Source organism: Aminobacter sp. P4_D5 (assembly GCF_056401815.1).
Genome location: NZ_JBFUIP010000041.1, coordinates 1 through 17,929, shown reverse-complemented (window position 1 = coordinate 17,929; position 17,929 = coordinate 1). Strand labels below are relative to the sequence as shown.

General features: G+C 61.4%; 24 protein-coding genes. 19 read left to right on the top strand and 5 right to left on the bottom strand.

Annotated features, from left to right (window positions below):
• Positions 1-14: 14 nt before the first annotated feature.
• Positions 15-185, bottom strand: a complete 171-nt coding sequence (locus AC1DWF_RS11485) for a hypothetical protein (RefSeq protein ID WP_476782944.1) — start codon at positions 183-185, stop codon at positions 15-17.
• 344 nt (positions 186-529) lie between these two features.
• On the opposite strand from AC1DWF_RS11485, the gene AC1DWF_RS11480 reads away from it, so the two are divergent.
• The 5 genes from AC1DWF_RS11480 to AC1DWF_RS11460 all read left to right on the top strand — a co-directional run bounded on the left by AC1DWF_RS11480 (position 530) and on the right by AC1DWF_RS11460 (position 1,811).
• On the top strand, positions 530-736 hold the full coding sequence (locus AC1DWF_RS11480; protein ID WP_476782945.1) for a cold-shock protein: 207 nt from the start codon (positions 530-532) through the stop codon (positions 734-736).
• 127 nt (positions 737-863) lie between these two features.
• Complete coding sequence (locus AC1DWF_RS11475) at positions 864-1,130, top strand: hypothetical protein (protein WP_476782946.1); 267 nt, start codon at positions 864-866, stop codon at positions 1,128-1,130.
• Complete coding sequence (locus AC1DWF_RS11470; RefSeq protein ID WP_476787994.1) at positions 1,127-1,381, top strand: hypothetical protein; 255 nt, start codon at positions 1,127-1,129, stop codon at positions 1,379-1,381. The genes AC1DWF_RS11475 and AC1DWF_RS11470 overlap by 4 nt, the downstream gene beginning before the upstream one ends.
• Positions 1,382-1,414: 33 nt before the next feature.
• The gene (locus AC1DWF_RS11465) at positions 1,415-1,552 is read left to right on the top strand and encodes a hypothetical protein (protein WP_476782388.1); all 138 of its coding nucleotides are present in this window, start codon (positions 1,415-1,417) and stop codon (positions 1,550-1,552) included.
• A gap of 28 nt (positions 1,553-1,580) precedes the next feature.
• Positions 1,581-1,811, top strand: a complete 231-nt coding sequence (locus AC1DWF_RS11460; protein ID WP_476782389.1) for a hypothetical protein — start codon at positions 1,581-1,583, stop codon at positions 1,809-1,811.
• A gap of 109 nt (positions 1,812-1,920) precedes the next feature.
• Here the strand turns inward: AC1DWF_RS11460 and clpS are convergent, their stop codons facing one another.
• Complete coding sequence (gene clpS, locus AC1DWF_RS11455) at positions 1,921-2,226, bottom strand: ATP-dependent Clp protease adapter ClpS (RefSeq protein WP_476782390.1); 306 nt, start codon at positions 2,224-2,226, stop codon at positions 1,921-1,923.
• 205 nt (positions 2,227-2,431) lie between these two features.
• On the opposite strand from clpS, the gene AC1DWF_RS11450 reads away from it, so the two are divergent.
• The 6 genes from AC1DWF_RS11450 to AC1DWF_RS11425 all read left to right on the top strand — a co-directional run bounded on the left by AC1DWF_RS11450 (position 2,432) and on the right by AC1DWF_RS11425 (position 5,811).
• Positions 2,432-2,785, top strand: a complete 354-nt coding sequence (locus AC1DWF_RS11450; protein WP_476782391.1) for a DUF1428 domain-containing protein — start codon at positions 2,432-2,434, stop codon at positions 2,783-2,785.
• A 60-nt stretch (positions 2,786-2,845) separates the two neighbouring features.
• The gene (locus AC1DWF_RS11445) at positions 2,846-3,253 is read left to right on the top strand and encodes a GFA family protein (RefSeq protein WP_476782392.1); all 408 of its coding nucleotides are present in this window, start codon (positions 2,846-2,848) and stop codon (positions 3,251-3,253) included.
• A 101-nt stretch (positions 3,254-3,354) separates the two neighbouring features.
• Complete coding sequence (locus tag AC1DWF_RS11440; RefSeq protein ID WP_476782393.1) at positions 3,355-3,591, top strand: HP1242/YdcH family protein; 237 nt, start codon at positions 3,355-3,357, stop codon at positions 3,589-3,591.
• Between the two features lie 168 nt (positions 3,592-3,759).
• Positions 3,760-4,710, top strand: coding sequence for a helix-turn-helix transcriptional regulator (locus tag AC1DWF_RS11435; RefSeq protein WP_476782394.1), 951 nt, complete (start codon positions 3,760-3,762; stop codon positions 4,708-4,710).
• A 190-nt stretch (positions 4,711-4,900) separates the two neighbouring features.
• Positions 4,901-5,314 carry a hypothetical protein gene (locus AC1DWF_RS11430; RefSeq protein WP_476787993.1) on the top strand — a complete coding sequence of 138 codons (414 nt, stop codon included), beginning with the start codon at positions 4,901-4,903 and terminating at the stop codon, positions 5,312-5,314.
• On the top strand, positions 5,311-5,811 hold the full coding sequence (locus AC1DWF_RS11425) for a hypothetical protein (protein WP_476782396.1): 501 nt from the start codon (positions 5,311-5,313) through the stop codon (positions 5,809-5,811). The genes AC1DWF_RS11430 and AC1DWF_RS11425 overlap by 4 nt, the downstream gene beginning before the upstream one ends.
• A gap of 142 nt (positions 5,812-5,953) precedes the next feature.
• Here the strand turns inward: AC1DWF_RS11425 and choV are convergent, their stop codons facing one another.
• From choV to choX, 3 genes are all read right to left on the bottom strand, one after another.
• Complete coding sequence (gene choV, locus AC1DWF_RS11420; protein WP_476782397.1) at positions 5,954-7,135, bottom strand: choline ABC transporter ATP-binding protein; 1,182 nt, start codon at positions 7,133-7,135, stop codon at positions 5,954-5,956.
• Positions 7,132-7,986 carry a choline ABC transporter permease subunit gene (gene choW, locus AC1DWF_RS11415; RefSeq protein ID WP_476782398.1) on the bottom strand — a complete coding sequence of 285 codons (855 nt, stop codon included), beginning with the start codon at positions 7,984-7,986 and terminating at the stop codon, positions 7,132-7,134. The genes choV and choW overlap by 4 nt, the downstream gene beginning before the upstream one ends.
• A gap of 185 nt (positions 7,987-8,171) precedes the next feature.
• A complete protein-coding gene (gene choX / locus AC1DWF_RS11410; RefSeq protein ID WP_476782399.1) occupies positions 8,172-9,107 on the bottom strand; it encodes a choline ABC transporter substrate-binding protein in 936 nt (311 codons plus the stop codon).
• A gap of 214 nt (positions 9,108-9,321) precedes the next feature.
• Between choX and AC1DWF_RS11405 the strand changes: the two genes are divergently transcribed.
• The 8 genes from AC1DWF_RS11405 to AC1DWF_RS11370 form a co-directional block, all read left to right on the top strand.
• On the top strand, positions 9,322-9,936 hold the full coding sequence (locus AC1DWF_RS11405; protein ID WP_476782400.1) for a thymidine kinase: 615 nt from the start codon (positions 9,322-9,324) through the stop codon (positions 9,934-9,936).
• A 106-nt stretch (positions 9,937-10,042) separates the two neighbouring features.
• Positions 10,043-11,131, top strand: a complete 1,089-nt coding sequence (locus AC1DWF_RS11400; RefSeq protein ID WP_476782401.1) for a hypothetical protein — start codon at positions 10,043-10,045, stop codon at positions 11,129-11,131.
• A 224-nt stretch (positions 11,132-11,355) separates the two neighbouring features.
• Complete coding sequence (locus AC1DWF_RS11395; RefSeq protein WP_476787992.1) at positions 11,356-12,504, top strand: hypothetical protein; 1,149 nt, start codon at positions 11,356-11,358, stop codon at positions 12,502-12,504.
• A gap of 171 nt (positions 12,505-12,675) precedes the next feature.
• On the top strand, positions 12,676-14,586 hold the full coding sequence (locus tag AC1DWF_RS11390) for an AAA family ATPase (RefSeq protein ID WP_476782403.1): 1,911 nt from the start codon (positions 12,676-12,678) through the stop codon (positions 14,584-14,586).
• Positions 14,587-14,647: 61 nt separating this feature from the next.
• A complete protein-coding gene (locus AC1DWF_RS11385) occupies positions 14,648-15,064 on the top strand; it encodes an endonuclease domain-containing protein (protein WP_476782404.1) in 417 nt (138 codons plus the stop codon).
• A gap of 65 nt (positions 15,065-15,129) precedes the next feature.
• A complete protein-coding gene (locus AC1DWF_RS11380; RefSeq protein ID WP_476782405.1) occupies positions 15,130-16,416 on the top strand; it encodes a DUF6638 family protein in 1,287 nt (428 codons plus the stop codon).
• 12 nt (positions 16,417-16,428) lie between these two features.
• On the top strand, positions 16,429-17,580 hold the full coding sequence (locus AC1DWF_RS11375) for a DUF2333 family protein (protein WP_476841688.1): 1,152 nt from the start codon (positions 16,429-16,431) through the stop codon (positions 17,578-17,580).
• Positions 17,581-17,691: 111 nt separating this feature from the next.
• On the top strand, positions 17,692-17,929 hold a 238-nt coding region (locus tag AC1DWF_RS11370; RefSeq protein ID WP_476841687.1), incomplete at its 3' end, for a formate--tetrahydrofolate ligase.

Sequence of the window (17,929 nt, the reverse complement as noted above, 5' to 3'; positions counted from 1 at the left end):
CCCCTCGCCAGCCGTCAAAGCAGACGGTTGTTTTCCATGAGCTGCAGCACGCGTCGCTGCGTCCCGTCGGTGTCGGCCAGGCGGCGCCGCGCTGCCTCGTCCTTGCGCGCGGTGAGCTTGACCGGCTTGATAACCTGCGCGGGTACTTTGACAGCGGCAGCCTTTGGCCTTCTCGTGAAAATCATGGCTTTGTCCTCGCATGGGGAAATGCAGTCCACCGCGAAGGGCCATACGGACCTGCGGGAAAGCGACTGCGGATTTTCTGCTAGTGCCGGCAGCGTATCAGCATTCCGCCACCCATGATAGAAGTCACAATTCGAAATAAAATGGCAAATAAAACCTGCCGTTCAAAAAACAGCTTACATAAACCGCAATTAACGGCTATAAGTAACTTATCGTTTTTTGGGCCAGGCTTGGCTATCGCGGCGTCAGAGGTTCTCGACCCGCCAAACTCACTCCAAATCGTCGATCTATGAATGCGCGGCTTTACTTGCGGCGCTACGACTTTTCTCTTTCGAAAGACACTCACATGAACACTGGCACCGTAAAGTTCTACAACGGCCAGAAGGGCTTCGGCTTCATCGAACAGGCCGGCGGCGGCAAGGACGTTTTCGTCCATGTCACAGCGCTTGAGCGTGCTGGCTTCTCCGGCCTAGCCGAAGGCCAGAAGCTGAATTTTGAGCTCGAGCGCGACAACAAGGGCCGCGAGTCGGCAACGAACCTTCAGCTGCTCTGATTGACTTGACCTGGAGGAYGCTGACCACGGATGTACTGGCAGCGTCTACCTGGTCATTCTCGAGCATGATTGAAGTGGGAAAAGCGGGGCATTGCTCCGCTTTTCGTCCATATGCGGAGCTCTTGCCATGACCGGGCGCACCAAACACTCGACGGTCCATTTCGACAAGCCGTTTGTCTTGGGCGGCTTGGAAGAAATCCAGCCGGCGGGCGACTACGACATCGACCATGATGAAGAAATGATCGACGGCATATCGTGGATCGCCTATCGGCGCGTCGCCACCTACATCCACCTGCCCGCCCGGTCTTCCAACCTGCTGACCAGCCAGGTTCTAGCTATCGACCACGCCGAACTCGAAGCCGCGCTGCGGCAGGACAAGGAACTGCCCGCATGATCAGGTTCACAAAAGGAGCCGCTTCGGCCCCACGCGTGGAAAAGCCCTCGCATCGCTTCGCGGTCGGCCAGATGGTGCGGATCAGGAGCCGGATCGGCATGGCAGTGAAGGACGCGGAGACCTTCCACGTCAAGGCGACGCTGCCGGCCAAGGACGGTTCGCCGCAATACCGCATCCGCAGTGACCGCGAGAACCACGAACGGGTCACCACGGAAGACAATCTCGAGGGAGTTGAAACGGCGGCCGAATAGGCCCGACGTTTCGCTAGAAGGAAGGATACGACCATGGCCAAGGGCCAGCAACGCAGCAACCGCGAAACCAGAAAACCCAAGAAGGAAAAGGTCGAGGTCAAGGCGACAGCCGCCTTCGGCTCGCAGGTCAAGCAGGCCGAGACCGCTTCCAAGGGCAAGCCGAAGGGCTAATCTCACCCACGGGTGGCTGGAGGCGGATGTGAACTTCGTCATCGAATTCTATCGTCTGCGCGAAGAAGACGGCGCACACGCCACCCTCGACCGGATTTCGCTCGAAGCGCCGGACCTCAAGGCGGCCCTCGAGGCCGCCGGCTCGCTTTTCCACACGCTTGCCATGCCGCAGACCCCGGACCATGTCCGCGTTTGCGACAGGGCCGGCCGTGAGCTCTATGCCGGCCCGGCTTCGGGCACGGAGCCGGCGTCGCCGTAGAGGATCGCCAGCAGCCTGCCCGCGGGCGCCCTGACCTCCGCTATGGCTCCGGGCGTTCGTCTCTCGAAAAGCCAATCTTGCGGCTTTCGTCCGCTACGCGGACCGCTCCTCACTCCTCAGGCTCGGTCGTGAATTGCAGCGGATAGCCCTTGGCGCGGCCAGCTTCGCTCGCGCGCGTCGCCTTGGTCTCGGCAACATCCTTGGTAAACACCGCGACCACGCACACCCCACGCCGATGGGCGGTGATCATCACCCGGTGCGCCTGATCCTCCGACATATGGAACTCACCCTTGAGCACAGTGACGACGAAGTCGCGCGGCGTATAGTCATCGTTGATGAGGATGACCTTGTGCAGCTTCGGCCGCTCGGTCTTGGGGCGCAGCTTGGTACGTGGGACGGTGATGGTTTCGGGCATCGCGGCCAACCGATCAAAACACCTGCTACCATATGGGGCCGACACAGCAGCCAGGCAACGGTGTCGGGTTCGTTCGAAACCATAGCGCCAGTCGCCCGTTGTGGTGCAGGATGGCTGCTGGGTAACAAACAATCTTTTGCGAAGGACTGTCGGACTTAGGCTTGGCCAATCGTCCTGAGAACAGTGGCAATGAGAGGAGACCACCATGTCATATGTCGATGGATTTGTGCTCGCTGTGCCGAAAAAGAATATCGCCCCCTACAAGGAGATGGCGCGGACGGCAGGCGAGGTCTGGAAAGAACATGGCGCCTTGGCCTATGTCGAGTGCATGGGCGACGACGTGCCTCAAGGCGAAGTCACCTCCTTCCCGCGCGCGGTGCAGGCCAAAGAAGACGAGATCGTGATCTTTGCGTGGGTCGTCTATCGCTCGCGCGACGAGCGCGATGCCATCGTGAAGAAAGTGATGGCCGACCCGCGCATGAAGAGCGATCCAGCGCAGTGGCCGTTCGACGGCAAGCGCATGATCTTTGGCGGGTTCGACATGTTTCTAGACATGTAGCCGAAAGCGGCGGTCGCCGGCAGGCGCCGGTGCCACCCGCCCTTGGATGCGGAGACGCAAATGCCTGATCGAACAGCTTCTTGTTGCTGTGGCCAGTTGCGCATCGACGTTCAGGGAGAACCTCTTGGCATCGGCGTGTGCCACTGCCTTGCCTGCCAGCGCAGGACGGGAAGCGTATTTGCGGCGCTGGCCGGTTTTGCCCCGCCCTACAAGGTTTTTGGCGCCGCGACCGAATATGTGCGCGTCGGTGACCAGGGTTCGAAATTCAGGTTCCGCTTCTGCCCTGTTTGCGGATCGACTGTCTTCCACACCGAGGAAGGCGCGGAAGCGTCCTTTGTGGCTGTCGCTGTCGGCGCATTCGCCGATCCGAGCTTTCCGCCACCTCAAGATTCGGTTTACGACTGCCGACGGCATTCCTGGGTACAGCTTCCGCCTGGCATAGCGATCTACGACAAGGATCCGGTTTAGCCGCAAGCGCCACCGGCACAAACGACAGCGGTTTGACCAGGATCAAACCCCGCACTGCTTGGGCGGGGTAGTTTGCTTGAAGACAACACAAGGAGCAAACGATGTCGAACACGCCTCACACGCTGGGTGAAGAATTCCCCGGCAAGCTCGAAGCGATCCACGCGTTGAAGGCGCAGGATGCAAATTTCGCTCGTGTTCTCCAGGAATATGACGAAGTGAACGACCAGATCCACAAGGCCGAAACCAACCTCGAACCGGTCAGTGAGGAGCACGAGGTTACATTGCGCAAGCGCCGGCTCGCCTTGAAGGACAAGATTGCAAGCGCGATCACTGCTTGATGTAATCCGCGCGCGCTCCCCGCGAGCACGGAGTGACGTGCCTGCTCGCGGAGACCATTGACCCCAACGCCATTTCCGCTGATAAGGGCCACCACCCGCATACAGTGCATGAACATGAAATTCACGCATAGGTCGCAGGCGGGGCGGCCTTGGGAATGGATTTTTTGCATGCAACGTCTTTCGACGAACGACGTACCGGCACGCGAGCGGCTGGCCTTCCTGCATGATTTCGTGGCGCGGCATGTTGCCGGGCTGCGCTTCAGGCCCCTCGACAGCGAAACCTTCGCTTTCGACCTCGCCGCCTATTTCCTCGACGCCGGCACGACAGTCGGCACGGCGTGTTATTCAGCCGTTCTCGGCGAACGCCCCAAGGACCTGATGGCCGACGGCCGGCAGGACTATCTCATGACCATCCACACCTCCGACTACGAGGTGGCGATCGCGGGTAAGCCTCCCCTTCTCATCAAGGCAGGCGACATCACCCTCGTCAATGAAGGCACGCCCATGGCCTTCGCCCTGCCCGCAACCCTGCTCAAGGTCGTCTCGCTCAACGAAGCGCGGCTCGCCGCCCTTGCCCCACGCGTCCGGACCAAGGCGTTTCATCACATCCCCATGGCTTCAGCGAGCGCGCCCTTGCTCAGCGGCTATGCCGATCTGTTGCGTGCGTCCGCCCCCTCCGGCGAAGCGGCGTGCAGGCTGGCTGGCAAGCACCTCTACGATCTCGCAGCCTTGGTCATTCAAGGTGCGACCAACGAGGCCGCAGAACCCGTGCGCGCCAGCATAAGCGCGGCGCGGCTGGAACTGGTCAAGGCCGAAATCCTCCGCTACCTGACCGACCCGGAACTGAGCGTCTCAGTCATTGCACGGCGCCAGGGCGTGACCCCGCGCTATATCCAGCGGCTGTTCGAACAAGAGGGCCTGACCTTTTCCGAGTTCCTGCGCGACGCGCGGCTCGATCTGGCGCGCCGCACGCTCGAGGCGGCGGGAACGGCCACGGTGTCGGCGATCGCCTTCGACACCGGCTTCAGCGACCTGTCCTATTTCAATCGGGCCTTTCGCCAGCGCTTCGCGGCGACCCCGAGCGAGATCAAGGCCGCAGCCCTCCGCCGCCGCCAGTAGTCGCGGCTCTATCTTCCATCAGTTCGCGCCAGACCATATCTGTTCGCCCTGCGCCAAGACGCTCGCCCTTTGGCCGTCGTAGAGCGATGCCGTGGCGGACCAATGCATCCGACGGGCGGGGGCGCTCTTCGAACGCATGTGTGGCCGGCCATCGGCGGACCGTCGACTGGGCAGAGTCGGCGGTCCGCGCATGGGCCGTATCCACGGAGTTCGCGCCAACTCCAGCGAAATCGAGAGAATCATGAATAGAGCGATTGCATTGATCCTGTGCGGCGCGCTTGCCGCCTGCAGCCAGACCACAACGACCACCAGCACGGTGAAAGCAGCCGGAGCGCCCAAAGCAGCGGCCCAGGCCGCACCGAAGGGCAAAACCGGGAAAATCACAGCGGCGCAGCGCTGCAACGAAGCCATGCAGAAGGCAGCGAACGCTGAGACCAACGCGGCGATGCTTGGCGGCGCCTTGTCTATGGTCGGCGGATTCGGCGGCTTTGCCGGGCGTGGCGGCGCGGTGGTGGCCCAGGCCGCATCGGTGGGAGGTTCACTGATGCAGGCCAAGGCTCAGAACGATACCGACAAGGCGCTTGAAGCGGAGTGCGTGGGATGAGCTTTTCTCTCAAACGCACGCTCGGCGGCCTGTTGGCGGCAAGCCTGGCACTGGGCACCTTCGTTCTGCCGGCTCGGGCATTGACGATGGATGAGGTCGGCAAGGTGGTACAGCTATTGGGCGAACTGGAACCTGATCTCGGCCGCCTCGCTTATGACGAAGAAGAAGCCGACCAGTGGTTCGATGACGACGCCGACATGAACGGACACATCGCCAAGGCCGGTTTCACCCGCGAAAGCTGGAAACACGCGCTCGACGCCACCTTCCGGGGCTATCTCGCAACGATCCCGAACGACCGGCTCGAAGCAGCGTTTTCGGGCCTGACGGAGAAACTGGATGCCAGCGACCTGAATGACGAGCAGAAGGCCGAAATGCGCAGTTTCGTTAAGACCAAGATTGCCGAAACCCGCAAGCTTCGCGCCGAAGGCCTGCAATATGTCGATGTGGTTCAGCCCTACGGAGCCAAGCTGAACGAGTTGTTGGGCGATGGGGAGTGAGGCTGGGATTCCTTCTCCCTGTTTACGGGGAGAAGGTGGCCCGAAGGGCCAGATGAGGGGCAGCTCCAAATTCTGAGAGGCTAGTGCTGCCCCTCATCTGCCTGCCGGCTTCTTCTCCCCGTGAACGGGGAGAAGAAGGCTCTCACCGCCTCAGCACCGCCGAAAGCACGTCGCGGATGCCGATGGCGCCGACGAAGCGCGACTGGTCGTCAAACAGCGCCACCGGCGAAGTCTGCGAACGGTGCATGGCAAGCATCACCAGCTTGAGCGATGTGCCCGGCTTGGCCCAGAAGACATGCGAGGCCTCGTCGGGCGACTTCTCGATGTCATCGACGGAGACCCAGACGGCCGGCTGGCCGTTGCGCTCGGCGGCCGCCACCAGACCCTGCTTGTCGATCTTGAAACGCGTCGTCTTGCGCCGGTCGAGCCAGACCCAGCCCTCGCCGGCGTCCTCAAGATCGCGGCGGTCGCGCATGACGTTCCATGCCGTCAGCACCGACAGCGGGTTCACATTGGCGATGAAGTCGCGGACATAGTCGTTGGCAGGGCGCAAGACGATATCTTCGGGCGGCCCGGACTGGACGATGCGCCCGCCCTCCATGATGGTGATGGTGTTGCCGATCTTGAGTGCTTCCTCAAGATCGTGGCTGACGAAGATGATGGTCTTCTTCAGCGTCTTCTGCAGTTGCAGAAGCTCGTCCTGGAGCTTCGTCCGGATCAGCGGATCGAGCGCCGAGAACGGCTCGTCCATCAACAGGATCGGCGCTTCGGTGGCAAAGGCGCGCGCCAGGCCGACGCGCTGCTGCATGCCGCCGGACAGTTCGTGGGCGTATTTCTTGGCCCATGGCGTCAGATTGACGAGTTCGAGCTGCTTGCCGACTTTTTGCTTGCGCTCGGCCTCCGGCATGCCGGCGAGTTCGAGGCCGAGGCCGACATTTTCCTCGACAGTGCGCCATGGCAGCAGACCGAACTGCTGGAACACCATGGCGACCTGATGCTGGCGCAGGCGGCGCAACGTCGCCTCGTCGCAGGAAACGACGTCGACCATCTTGTCGCCGTCCTTGACCATGACCTGACCACGCGAAACGATGTTGAGGCGGTTGACTGCGCGCAGCAGCGTCGACTTGCCCGAGCCCGACAGGCCCATCAGCACCGAAATCTCGCCCTCGTTGACGGTGAGATTGGCGCCCGCGCAGCCCAGCACATTGCCGGTCTTTTCAAGGATCTCGGCGCGGGTCGCGCCACTGTCGATCAGGCTGAGCGAGCCCTTGGTGTCGGTGCCGAAAACGATGTCGACATTCTTGAAATCGACGGCGACGTTCATTTCTTGCCTCCCACGCCAATGCGCGTCATGCGGTCGAGAACGATAGCCAGCACAACGATCGCAAGGCCCGCTTCAAGTCCGAGATCGATCTTGCGCGAGCCGAGCGCCCGGTTGATTTCGGTACCGAGGCCACCGGCGCCGATCAGCGCGGCGAAGACCACCATCGACAGCGACAGCATGATGCACTGGGTAAGCCCCGCCATGATGGTGGGCAGCGCCGCCGGCAGTTCGACCTTCCACAACAGCTGGCGCTTGGTGGCGCCGAAGGCCTGGCCGGCCTCGATGATCGCTGTCGGCACCGACACGACGCCGAGATGGGTCAGGCGCACGGCGGTAGGGATGACGAAGATGATGGTGACGATGAGGCCAGGCGCGTTGCCGAGGCCGAACAAGGTGAGCACCGGGATCAGATAGACGAAGGTCGGCAGCGTCTGCATCAGGTCGAGCACCGGCAGCATGAAGCGATAGACCTTGGGCTTGTGGGCGGCCCAGATACCAAGCGGCACGCCGATCAGCATCGAGGCGGTGGCGGCGGCGACGACCAGCACAAGCGTTTCGACAGTCTGCTTCCACAGACCCTGGTTGATGATGAACAGCAGGCCAAGTGCCACCCCGATTGCCAGCGCCCGCGAGCGCTGCAGATACCAGGCAAGCAGCGCGATCAGCGCGACCGCTACAACTGGCGGCAGGAACAACAGCCCATCGACCAGCCCGTTGAGCAGGAAGTTGAGGCCGTTGGAGAAGCCGCGGAAGACGGTGTTGAAATTGTCGGTCAGAAAAGTGAAGAACGCCTTGCCCCAGGCGCCGATGGGGATCTTGTAGGCTGCAAGAAATTTCGAAATCGGATCCATGTCGCCCCCTCGCGCTGTCTGGAAAGGCGATTGCGCCGCCCCTCACCCTTACCCTCTCCCCGTAGGAACGGGAGTCGTCAGCGTCGCGACAGCCCCCTTCTCCCCGTCCTTAACGGGGAGAAGGTGCCGGCCCTTCGATAGACTCAGGGTCGGATGAGGGGCTACGCGACGCCGACCGTTTGCTTTTAGCTGCCGAGAGCCGCCTTCACGGCAGCGGCGGCATCGCCGCCGTCGAAAGTAGTCACGCCGGCGAGCCAGGGTGTCACCGCATCGGCATTGGCCTTGAGCCATGTCGTTGCGACGTCGTTGGCGTTACCACCCTTGAGGATGGCGTCCATCATGGTGCCTTCCATCGCCAGGTTGAACTTGAGGTTGCCGAGGAACTTGCCGACGTTCGGACATTCGGCGACGTAGCCCTTGCGCACATTGGTGCTGACGGTAGCGGCACCAAAGCCCGAGTCGCCCATGCCGTCGAGATAGGTGATCTTCATATCGCCCATCACAGGATGCGGCGTCCAGCCAAGGAAGGCGATCCATTCATTGGACTTCATCGCTTGCTCGGCCTGGGTCAGCATGCCGGCCTCGGACGATTCGACCAGTTCGAAACCTTCGAGATTGTCGGCCGGGTTCTTGATCATATCAAGGATGATCCGGTTGCCGTCATTGCCGGCTTCGATGCCGTAGATCTTGCCGTCGAACTTTTCCTTGAACTTGCCGAGATCCGTCAGCGTCTTGACGCCGGCTTCCGCGACATAGGTCGGCACGACGATGCCGTAGCCGGCGCCGGAGAGATTTTCGCCGATGGTCTCGACCGAGCCGTCGGCGGTGTAGTCCTTGATGTCGTTGGTCATCGACGGCATCCAGTTGCCGAGGAAGACGTCAAGATCCTTGTTCTTCAGCGAGGCATAGGTGACTGGAACCGACAGCTGGATGACTTGCGGCTCGTAGCCGAGTGCCGTGAGCAGCACCGAAGCGACGCCGGTGGTTGCCTGGATGTCGGTCCAGCCGACGTCGGAGAGCCGTACCACCTTGCAGCTTTCCGCATCGGCAGCGAAGGCAGCGCCGGTCGAAAGGAACGTCGACGCGCCGATGGCGACGGCGAGTGATTTCATGCGCGACATATAGATTTCTCCCATTCGGTATTTGATGGCAACGCGTTAGTGTTGTTGTTCGTCTTTGTCGCGAGCCAAACACCATTTTCCTTTGGATTCAAGTGACATGACCCAACGACAGACGCCGCAGGCTGATCCATCAGCGACATCGCACCAGTTTTTTGCGGTGGATGGCGACGCAGGCACCTCCCCAGCGCCGGCAGCTTCGGAATAGAAGAGCGACATGGCCAAGCTCTATTTCCACTACGCCACGATGAACGCCGGCAAGACGACGATGCTTTTGCAGGCATCCTACAACTACCGCGAGCGCGGCATGACCACGATGCTGTTCATCGCCGGTCATTATCGCAAGGGCGACAAGGGTTACATCTCATCCCGCATCGGACTTGAAGCCGAGGCCGAGATGTTCCGTGGCGGCGACGATCTCTTCGCCCGCATCGCCGAACACCATGAGCATACGACCGTTCACTGCGTCTTCATCGACGAGGCGCAGTTCCTGGAAGAAGAACAGGTCTGGCAGTTGGCGCGGGTCACCGACCGTCTGAACATCCCGGTGATGTGCTACGGGTTGCGCACCGATTTTCAGGGCAATCTGTTTACCGGTTCGCGCGCGCTTTTGGCCATCGCCGACGAGCTGCGCGAAGTGCGCAGCATCTGCCGCTGCGGCCGCAAGGCAACGATGGTGGTGCGGCTCGGCGAAGACGGCAAGGTCGCCCGCCAGGGCGAACAGGTGGCGATCGGCAAGGACGTCTACGTCTCGCTGTGCCGGCGCCATTGGGAAGAAGAGATGGGCCGCGCCCAGCCCGACGACTTCATCGGATTTGTGTCGCGGGGCTAAGTAGCTTCGTCTTAAATGCTTTTTGCGGGGCGCTTGCGTCTTTCAATCGAAAGATGCGGCACATATATTCGCCCCCACTACAGCGCATTCGACACCGGAGGAACGTATGGCTACGCTACAGAATTTCGATGCCGAAATCGCCAAGACCCAGCAGGTCGTGCAGGACATGCGCTCCAAGATCGAGCAATCGGGAACCGTGCTCGACAAGATCGCCACGACAGACGCCAAGATCGGTGCGGCCGACTTCGACATCGAAAATGCGCGCATCCAGGACGTGCTCAAGCAGCAGCAGGTGATGGAAGGCAACATCGCCGACCTGATCATCGGGCTTGAGGACGCAACCAATGTGTTCGGCTCCGAATTCGAGAGCATGAAGAGCTTCACCGGATGGGAAACCTTCATCGGCATATTCTCGGCCGCCAGCAAGCAGCGCATGCGCACCGACCGCGTGCGCAACATGTCGCTGGCCGGCAACCTGCAGGAGCTTCTGGTCAAGTCCGACACCATCGTCGGCATCCTCAAGGCACAGAAGCAGGTGCTCGACGAGCGCTACAAGACTTCGGAGACCAGCCTTTCCCAGGTCATTGAGCGCCGCAAGACGACGATGAACAATCTCGAAGCAACGCAAAAGCGGATCGAGGAGCTGAACCCGCTTCTGCTCGACATCGAAAACAAGATCGCCGCTTCGACCAGCCAGAAGGAGCGTACGAATCTTGAATCGGAGCGCTCCAAGCTCGCCACCGAATATAATGAGAAGCAGGCCAAGGAGCAGGAGCTTCTGGCCGAGAGCCAGACGCTCGAACGCTACACCTCGATGTTCCAGACCTTCGTCGATTCGCTGAACAACCAGATCGCGGCGCAAAACACGCTGATCAACAAGCTGACCATCGATACCGAGCAGCGCATCGTGCTCTACAAGGCGCTCGAGGATTCGCTGAAGACGGCGGCGCAGCAGGACGTTGCCCACAAGATCAACACGCTGGGCTCGAAGGTCGACAACACCGCCGAAGAAACCATGGCCGGCATTGGCGCCGCAGCCCAGAAGCACATTGGCGACCTGCTCCAACTGCACGAGAAAAACATGGTTGCGACCGCCGACATCCAGCGCCGCAAGAAACTCGCCGACGACGCCTTCGCCCGCCGCTTCGACGACGTGCTGAAGAAGCACAACGCTTCGGATTATGTGCAGAGCTGAGGCGGCAACATAGACAAAGCTTCGCGCTCTATGACACCCCCCTCTGTCCTGCCGGACATCTCCCCCGCAAGGGAGGAGATCAGCAGCAACCTCCGCCTCGCCCATTCTCGAACGTCCAGGATTGGCCGGGGCCGTACTGAAGGCCAATCTCCCCCCTTGCGGGGGAGATGTCCGGCAGGACAGAGGGGGGTGGGACGGAACGCAAGCACAGCAGGCACGGCAGCATGACCCCCACCGACGACCCAGCCGTCCGCTATTTCGACGCGATTGCGGCGGCGCTGAGCGGGCTCGAAATCTTCATGCGCGACGACCGCTCGCCGCTTTACCGGCACGGCATCGTTGCCAAGGTCGCGGCCGAATACATTGCGCGGCTGGAACGGTCCTTCGCCTGCTGGCGCAACCGGCTCGGTTTCATGGAGACCTTCAAGATTTCCCGCGCCGAAAGCGGCTTTCCGGTGTTCCAGAACGTGCTGGAGCTCGAAAACGACCGCCGCACCGCCGCCCAGCGCCTCGCAAGCATTCCGCCTCCAGGCGAGTTGCGCGAGGAGATGGCCGACTTCATCCTGCGCCACAAGGAATTCCCCGAGGCCCTGCAGCGCTCGATGGCCGAGCGGCTCTACCTCGAAGACGTCAAGGATGGCGTGACCTTCAGTCCCTTCATCCTGGCGCAGACAGCCAAGGTGTCGGTCAACCCGAAGTCGATGCGGCCTTATTACCTCGTTCACTGGGGCAGCTTCGACGGCAGCGCCAACCTGCCACTGATCTACATGGCGACGGTGGAGGATTCCTCCCAGGCGATGGTCGACCAGCTTGTCGACGCCCAAACCGGAAAACTCAACGAAAAGATCGACATTCCGCTTCCTGTCGAAGGGTTGCTCAATCCCGACCTCGCGCATCGCTTCGACGATTTCACCGAAAAGAACTCGGCCTATTCGCTCTCCCCGCTGACCGTTGCGACCAATCTCGACAAGGATTTTCCCGAACTGCACCCTAAGCAGCTCCGGCGCATGGTGCTCGGGCCGTTCTATTCGGCCGGCATCACCGAGCACAATTCGACCGTCAGCGAGGTGCTGTCCAAGGTGCGCAAGGCGGACAACGCCTGGCTTTTGACCTGGACCATCCAGGAGGTCTATTCGAAGGCCGAAAAGCCGGGACGCCAGGGCCTGTGGTCGAGCGAACCGGCGAGCGAGGAATTTTTCATCAACACCGACGATCTCGAAGCCGCGCGCCAGGGCGTGTCGAGCTACGAAAAACACGCGCTGATCCCGCATGAGGCCTACCAGGCGCTCTACGCGGCGGGCGAAGCCGACAAGATTTTCGCGGGCTACAAGGTCCATATCCTGTCCAAGGGACAGGTGATCAGCGATGTGTAGCGCATCACTTTTTGAGGTTGGCTCAGCCCCTCACCCTTACCCTCTCCCCGTGAACGGGAAGAGGGAGGCGTCGTCGTTGCGGCCAGCCTCCTTCGCCCCGTCCTTGCGGGGAGAAGGTCCGGCAGGGGATGAGGGGCAGCGCCAGCTCTCCCCCGAAAAAACGAGGGTTCAATGGACACCGGCCTGACGACGATTTCCGAAGCCGACATCGAAAAGCACCGCGCGACCGCGCAGAGCTTCATCACCCGCATCGTCGTGCTGGAGGATTCCTCCGGCCAGTCGGGCACGGCCCTTGCCGGCACCAACCGCCGCTTCGTTTCCACCGTGTCGACAGGCTCGATCCGCAAGACGCGCGAGGTCGAGCTGCAAAAGACCGTCGGCGCGATTCGCCCCGACGACCAGCTGATGTCGATCCCTCAGCACACGCTGCTGTTCCGCGCCCGCCGTGGCATCGCTGTGGCGCTTGCCGTTTCCGACATCTTTTCGCGCTCGACCGATCTCGAAGCGCTGCAGGCGAAGAACGCGCGCGCCCCGCTCGAAGGCGACGAGGCCAGCCACTTCAAGAAGCTGCTGTCGGCGTCGGCCTATGTCGCGGCCTTCACGCTTTCCTCCTATCTCGCCCAGCTGATCGACAGCGACGGCGAAGCACCCAACGACGTCACCGAACCCGACTTCCTGTTCGACACGCCGCAGGACGCGGTGAAGTCGATCGTCTCGGGTCTCGACCGGTCGCTTTCGGGCGCCAAGGACGACGCCGACCTTTTGACCCGCGGCCGCGCCTTCGCCCGTGTCGCGATCGGGGGACTGCTCCAGCGCAAGAGCCGCTTCGACGGGCTCGGTGCCTTCGAAAACGCCCATATCCGCATCGACGCCGACGACTTCACCCTCGACGGCTTCGACGTGGCGCCCGGCAAGAAGTCGAAGCCGCTGGTGATGACCTTCAAGAAGCCGGAAGAGGTCGTCGGCAACCACATCGCCAAGTTCCAGTCGGTCAGGCTCGCCAAGATGCTGATGGCCTATGATTTCGACCGCGAGATGAACCCCTTCGTCGAGCTTGGCGGCTTCCTGTTCACCTTCATCGGCGATGGCGCACCCGGCACCGGCAAGACCACGCTGATCCAGATGATCGCGGGCCTCGTCAACAACTATTGCCAGGTCGCAGGCTATCCCTTCGCCTACGAGAATTTCGGCGTCGACCAGATCTCCTCCTACCAGGGCAAATCGGGGCAGAACTGCCGCCAGTTCATCAACAACGTGCTCAACCCTCGCGCCATCGGCTTCGGCACCATCGATGATATCGACCAGGTGGCAGCCAAGCGCTCCGACGACCGGGCCTCCGCCGGCCAGCAGGAAATAACAGGCGTTCTGATGGACGCATTCGCCGGTGCCGGCACCGTGGTGCGCGGCAATTGTTCATTCGGAATGTTCTCCAACTATCCCGAAAACGTCGACGACGCGCTCAGGCAACGCGCCGGCGCGCGCTGGCTTGTCGACGGGCCGCAGACCCGCGACGACTATATCGACATCTTCGTTCTGCTCGCCGGCAAGAACCATAAGATACCGCTCGGCGAGCACCAGCTCTACGCCGCGCAGGAAATCCAGCGCGCCGTGACCGAAGCCTATGAAGAGCATGCAAAGCCACAGGAAGACGGGCTGGAAAAGGTCTTCGAGCGCTTCATGAAGGACAATGGCGCGCCGAAGACGCTGGCCGATGTCGGCACCTACCTGCACATGATCAAGGAGGCCGAGCCGCGCTTCACCGGCCGCGCCATCAAGAACGTCACCGACGCGATCAAGATGCGCGCCATGGACATCGAACTGCCCGACGAGTGGTTCGAAAAGCCCGAAGCCTTCATGCACAAGGGTTATGAAGAGAAAAAAGCGATGATCGAGGAGCTGCGCGGGCCGTTCTCGATGGACATGGTCATGCAGGAGATCAACCGCTACGCCGACTCTGAGTTCCGCTACGCCGACAAGTCGGACGACGCGGCGGTGTCAAAGCTGCTCCGAGATGCAAGGCTCAGGGAGCGTGCGGCGAAGGAGATGGAAGAGCTGAAGGCGAAGGGGTTGTGGAATGCGTAAGGCCTTCCTTCTCCCCGTKTACGGGGAGAAGGTGCCCAAAGGGCGGATGAGGGGCAGCGCTATGCGTGGCGGCAATGAAAACAAGGTCACAAGGGCAAGACAACTTCGCAAGACGGAGAACGACGCCGAGGAAATGCTATGGCACGAACTGCGTGGGCGACGACTGAATGGCCATAAGTTTGTCCGGCAATTGCCGATCGGCCCGTTCTTTGCTGATTTCGCCTGCCGCGAAGCCAATCTGGTTGTCGAAGTGGACGGGAGCCAGCATGCCGGCAGCATCACCGATCGCTTTCGCGACGAGACTATGAACCGAAATGGCTGGTCGGTACTTCGGATCTGGCATGCAGACGTTTTGCGGGATCGACGCCCTGTTTTGGAAACGATTGTTGCTGCGCTTGACGGAAGGCTGGATCACAAGGTGACATCGCACGAGATCAAATTCCTTCCCGCCACGTCCAACGCAGGTGGAAATTCGTGAACGTTTTAGCTGCCCCTCATCCGCCCTTCGGGCACCTTCTCCCCGTGAACGGGGAGAAGGCATAGATGGATCTCCTCCGCGACAACGAACTGATCTACGGCCGGCTTTTGCCGATCGACGAGCCGCACCTGGTCGACCGTTACAACAAGGCGCTGAAGGCGTTCGGGTTGGAGCCGACGAAGCTGAAGAGCTTCCAGATCGACCGCACCGGCTTTTCGCCCAAGATCGCCGAGGAACTCGACGATTACCAGTATCTCGACCCCAACGAGGTCAACCGCCGCTTCATCATCCTGACGCCGTCGCAGATCGACCTGCCTGTCGTGCACACGGCGTTTTCCAACACCTCGCAGCTGCTCTACGAGTTCATGACCAAGAACCAGCGCGCCATCGATGCGCTGACGATCAAGGATGTGATCTACGGCGAGATCGAGGATTCGGTCTCCAAGGTCGAAGACATCGAGGACCTGTTGTCGATCAGCCAGGTCGAATTCCGCGTGCTCTCGGCCGAAGACGTGCTCGGCAAGGCAGCCGAACTCGGCAAGCTGGTCGACAGACTGAGGCAGGAGCCAGATGCCTGGCGCGATGACGCCATGCTTCAGCGCATGGTCGAGCTGGCGAAAGTCTGCGGCGACATCCGCGAGAACGCGCTCGTGCCGGACCAGGTGATCTTCCGTCACAACGCCTTCTGGACCAGCCATTTCGGCGGCGTCTACGTCTTTGTCGACCCCGATGTGACGACCGTTATCTCCGATCCGGCGGCCCCCGGCTTCCGCCGCTCGCGGCCATGGCAGGTGAGCTATCTCTCGATCAAGGACGCCGACAAGGTGTTCAAGTTCCTCGCATCGACCGGCCGGCTCGACCTGCCGCGCGCCTCATGGGTCGAAAGCTCCGGCTATCTCGAACACCGCGCCGAGATGGCGGTGCGCGCGCTGATCCAGCAAGCCGAGCCCAATCGCAACATCGGTGAGGTCGACAAGGTCTGGCTGCAGACATGGATTCATGGACATGCCGATGCGATCAACCGCGACGGCATTTTCCCCTTCCTCAACAGCGCCAAGCGCGAGATCGCCCAACTCGGCCAGCTGAGGCTCGAAGACGTCGCCCCGTTGCATCGTTTCCTGGTGGTACGCGCCAAGACAGACCATCCCGATGCCTGGCTGACCAACCGTCTGATCTCGGAATTCGTGCCATCGGATTTTGTGTCGCGCTACGTCTTCAACAAGCAAGGTTTCTATAAAGACTACGAAGAGCTCAACGAGACCTGGCGATCCAATGTTGTGGACACGCTGAAAAACTCATATCTGAATGACAAGGCGGCGTTCCGCGCACAGCTCTATGGCCTGACCGACTGAGGGGATTCATCCATGCTTGATCCGATCGTGAATTTCTTCACCCGGATATTCCAGTTGATCGGGCGTGGCATTGGCTTCGTCATCGGCATCATCTTGTGGCCGTTGATGTGGCTCGGCCGCTGGTATCTGCAGCGCAGCTGGGTGCTGAGAGCCATTGTCGGCCTGATCATTGCCAGCATCGTCGGCCTCTACGCCTATTTCTTCTACGTCACGCAGGTCTGGAAAGACTTCGATCCCGACTACCCGGCCCGCGTGGTCGCGAGTTCGAAAACCGCCCAGGCGGCAAACGCGCTGGCTGGTGAACCGATCGCCGCTCCGACGGCTGCGACAGGCACCACAGCGGCACCCGCGCCACAAGTCTGCAAGCGTTCCGAAATCGCTGCCGTCTCAGCCGATCTGGTCGACTTCAACGTCAACCGCAATGCCTGGATTTCCTCGATGCTGGCGTCGARGATGGGCTTCTTCGGCATGCCGTGGCGCAATACGCCCTTCATGGACAATAAGGCCGCGTTCCAGCTTGGCATCAACCAGGTGCTGCGCCGCACCACCACCGAGCTTGTCGATGCACTGGGCCGCGCCCGCGGCACCTCACGCATCGATCAGAACCTGCAGGACGCGCGTACCGCGCTGGCCTGGGACGAAGACGCCTGGTACATCGGCCTGCGCGGCCCGACGCGACCGACGCCCAGCGTCTACCGCGAGGCTATCCAGAAGCTGAACGCCTTCAATGCCAGCCTCGAAAAGTGCCAGGCGACGTTCGACGCCCGCGCCGACAACCTGCTCCAGTTCCTCGACCGCATTGCCGGCGACATGGGCTCGACTTCCGACATCCTGCGCAGCCAGATCGAGGCTTCCGACGCCGGCTGGTTCGATCCGCGCGCCGATGACCGCTTCTGGTTCGCTTACGGCCAGCTCTATGCCTATTACGGCATGCTGAGCGCGACCCGCGAGGACTTCTCGGCCGTGATCCGCGAGCGCAACCTGACCACTTTGTGGGACACCATGCAGACCCAGATGCGCGACGCCCTCAACATGCAGCCCTGGATCATCTCCAACGGCAACGAGTCGAGCTCGCTTTTCCCTTCGCATCTGGCGACGATGGGCTTCAACCTGCTGCGGGCGCGTTCGCAGATCGTCGAGATCCGCGCGGTGCTCGACCGATAAGGTGCCGTGCGCCCGTCTGGGCGCGCATGCCTCGCCGACCGCGGGCCCTGTCGCAATCCGTGCATTGGGCGGCTGTTTTGAGACGGCAAGCAACAGCGATGTCGCGCTTGTATGGCCGCGACAGGGTGGCCGTGGCGTCATCCAGGTAATTATTCCGGAGGAGCCGTCAYGGCCGAATTCAAGACCGACATCGAGATAGCGCGTGGGGCGAAGAAGAAGCCGATCCAGGAGATCGGTGCCAAGATCGGCATTCCGACCGAGCATTTGCTGCCTTACGGCCACGACAAGGCGAAGATCTCGGCTGAGTTCATCGCCGAGGCGCGCAAGAAAAAAGACGGCAAGCTGATCC

Excerpts from the sequence above, each read along its gene's own strand:
- AC1DWF_RS11485 (WP_476782944.1), bottom strand. The coding sequence starts at position 185 with ATGATTTTCACGAGAAGGCCAAAGGCTGCCGCTGTCAAAGTACCCGCG.
- AC1DWF_RS11480 (WP_476782945.1), top strand. The coding sequence starts at position 530 with ATGAACACTGGCACCGTAAAGTTCTACAACGGCCAGAAGGGCTTCGGC.
- AC1DWF_RS11475 (WP_476782946.1), top strand. The coding sequence starts at position 864 with ATGACCGGGCGCACCAAACACTCGACGGTCCATTTCGACAAGCCGTTT.
- AC1DWF_RS11470 (WP_476787994.1), top strand. The coding sequence starts at position 1,127 with ATGATCAGGTTCACAAAAGGAGCCGCTTCGGCCCCACGCGTGGAAAAG.
- AC1DWF_RS11465 (WP_476782388.1), top strand. The coding sequence starts at position 1,415 with ATGGCCAAGGGCCAGCAACGCAGCAACCGCGAAACCAGAAAACCCAAG.
- clpS (WP_476782390.1), bottom strand. The coding sequence starts at position 2,226 with ATGCCCGAAACCATCACCGTCCCACGTACCAAGCTGCGCCCCAAGACC.
- AC1DWF_RS11450 (WP_476782391.1), top strand. The coding sequence starts at position 2,432 with ATGTCATATGTCGATGGATTTGTGCTCGCTGTGCCGAAAAAGAATATC.
- AC1DWF_RS11445 (WP_476782392.1), top strand. The coding sequence starts at position 2,846 with ATGCCTGATCGAACAGCTTCTTGTTGCTGTGGCCAGTTGCGCATCGAC.
- AC1DWF_RS11440 (WP_476782393.1), top strand. The coding sequence starts at position 3,355 with ATGTCGAACACGCCTCACACGCTGGGTGAAGAATTCCCCGGCAAGCTC.
- AC1DWF_RS11435 (WP_476782394.1), top strand. The coding sequence starts at position 3,760 with ATGCAACGTCTTTCGACGAACGACGTACCGGCACGCGAGCGGCTGGCC.
- AC1DWF_RS11430 (WP_476787993.1), top strand. The coding sequence starts at position 4,901 with ATGGGCCGTATCCACGGAGTTCGCGCCAACTCCAGCGAAATCGAGAGA.
- AC1DWF_RS11425 (WP_476782396.1), top strand. The coding sequence starts at position 5,311 with ATGAGCTTTTCTCTCAAACGCACGCTCGGCGGCCTGTTGGCGGCAAGC.
- choV (WP_476782397.1), bottom strand. The coding sequence starts at position 7,135 with ATGAACGTCGCCGTCGATTTCAAGAATGTCGACATCGTTTTCGGCACC.
- choW (WP_476782398.1), bottom strand. The coding sequence starts at position 7,986 with ATGGATCCGATTTCGAAATTTCTTGCAGCCTACAAGATCCCCATCGGC.
- choX (WP_476782399.1), bottom strand. The coding sequence starts at position 9,107 with ATGTCGCGCATGAAATCACTCGCCGTCGCCATCGGCGCGTCGACGTTC.
- AC1DWF_RS11405 (WP_476782400.1), top strand. The coding sequence starts at position 9,322 with ATGGCCAAGCTCTATTTCCACTACGCCACGATGAACGCCGGCAAGACG.
- AC1DWF_RS11400 (WP_476782401.1), top strand. The coding sequence starts at position 10,043 with ATGGCTACGCTACAGAATTTCGATGCCGAAATCGCCAAGACCCAGCAG.
- AC1DWF_RS11395 (WP_476787992.1), top strand. The coding sequence starts at position 11,356 with ATGACCCCCACCGACGACCCAGCCGTCCGCTATTTCGACGCGATTGCG.
- AC1DWF_RS11390 (WP_476782403.1), top strand. The coding sequence starts at position 12,676 with ATGGACACCGGCCTGACGACGATTTCCGAAGCCGACATCGAAAAGCAC.
- AC1DWF_RS11385 (WP_476782404.1), top strand. The coding sequence starts at position 14,648 with ATGCGTGGCGGCAATGAAAACAAGGTCACAAGGGCAAGACAACTTCGC.
- AC1DWF_RS11380 (WP_476782405.1), top strand. The coding sequence starts at position 15,130 with ATGGATCTCCTCCGCGACAACGAACTGATCTACGGCCGGCTTTTGCCG.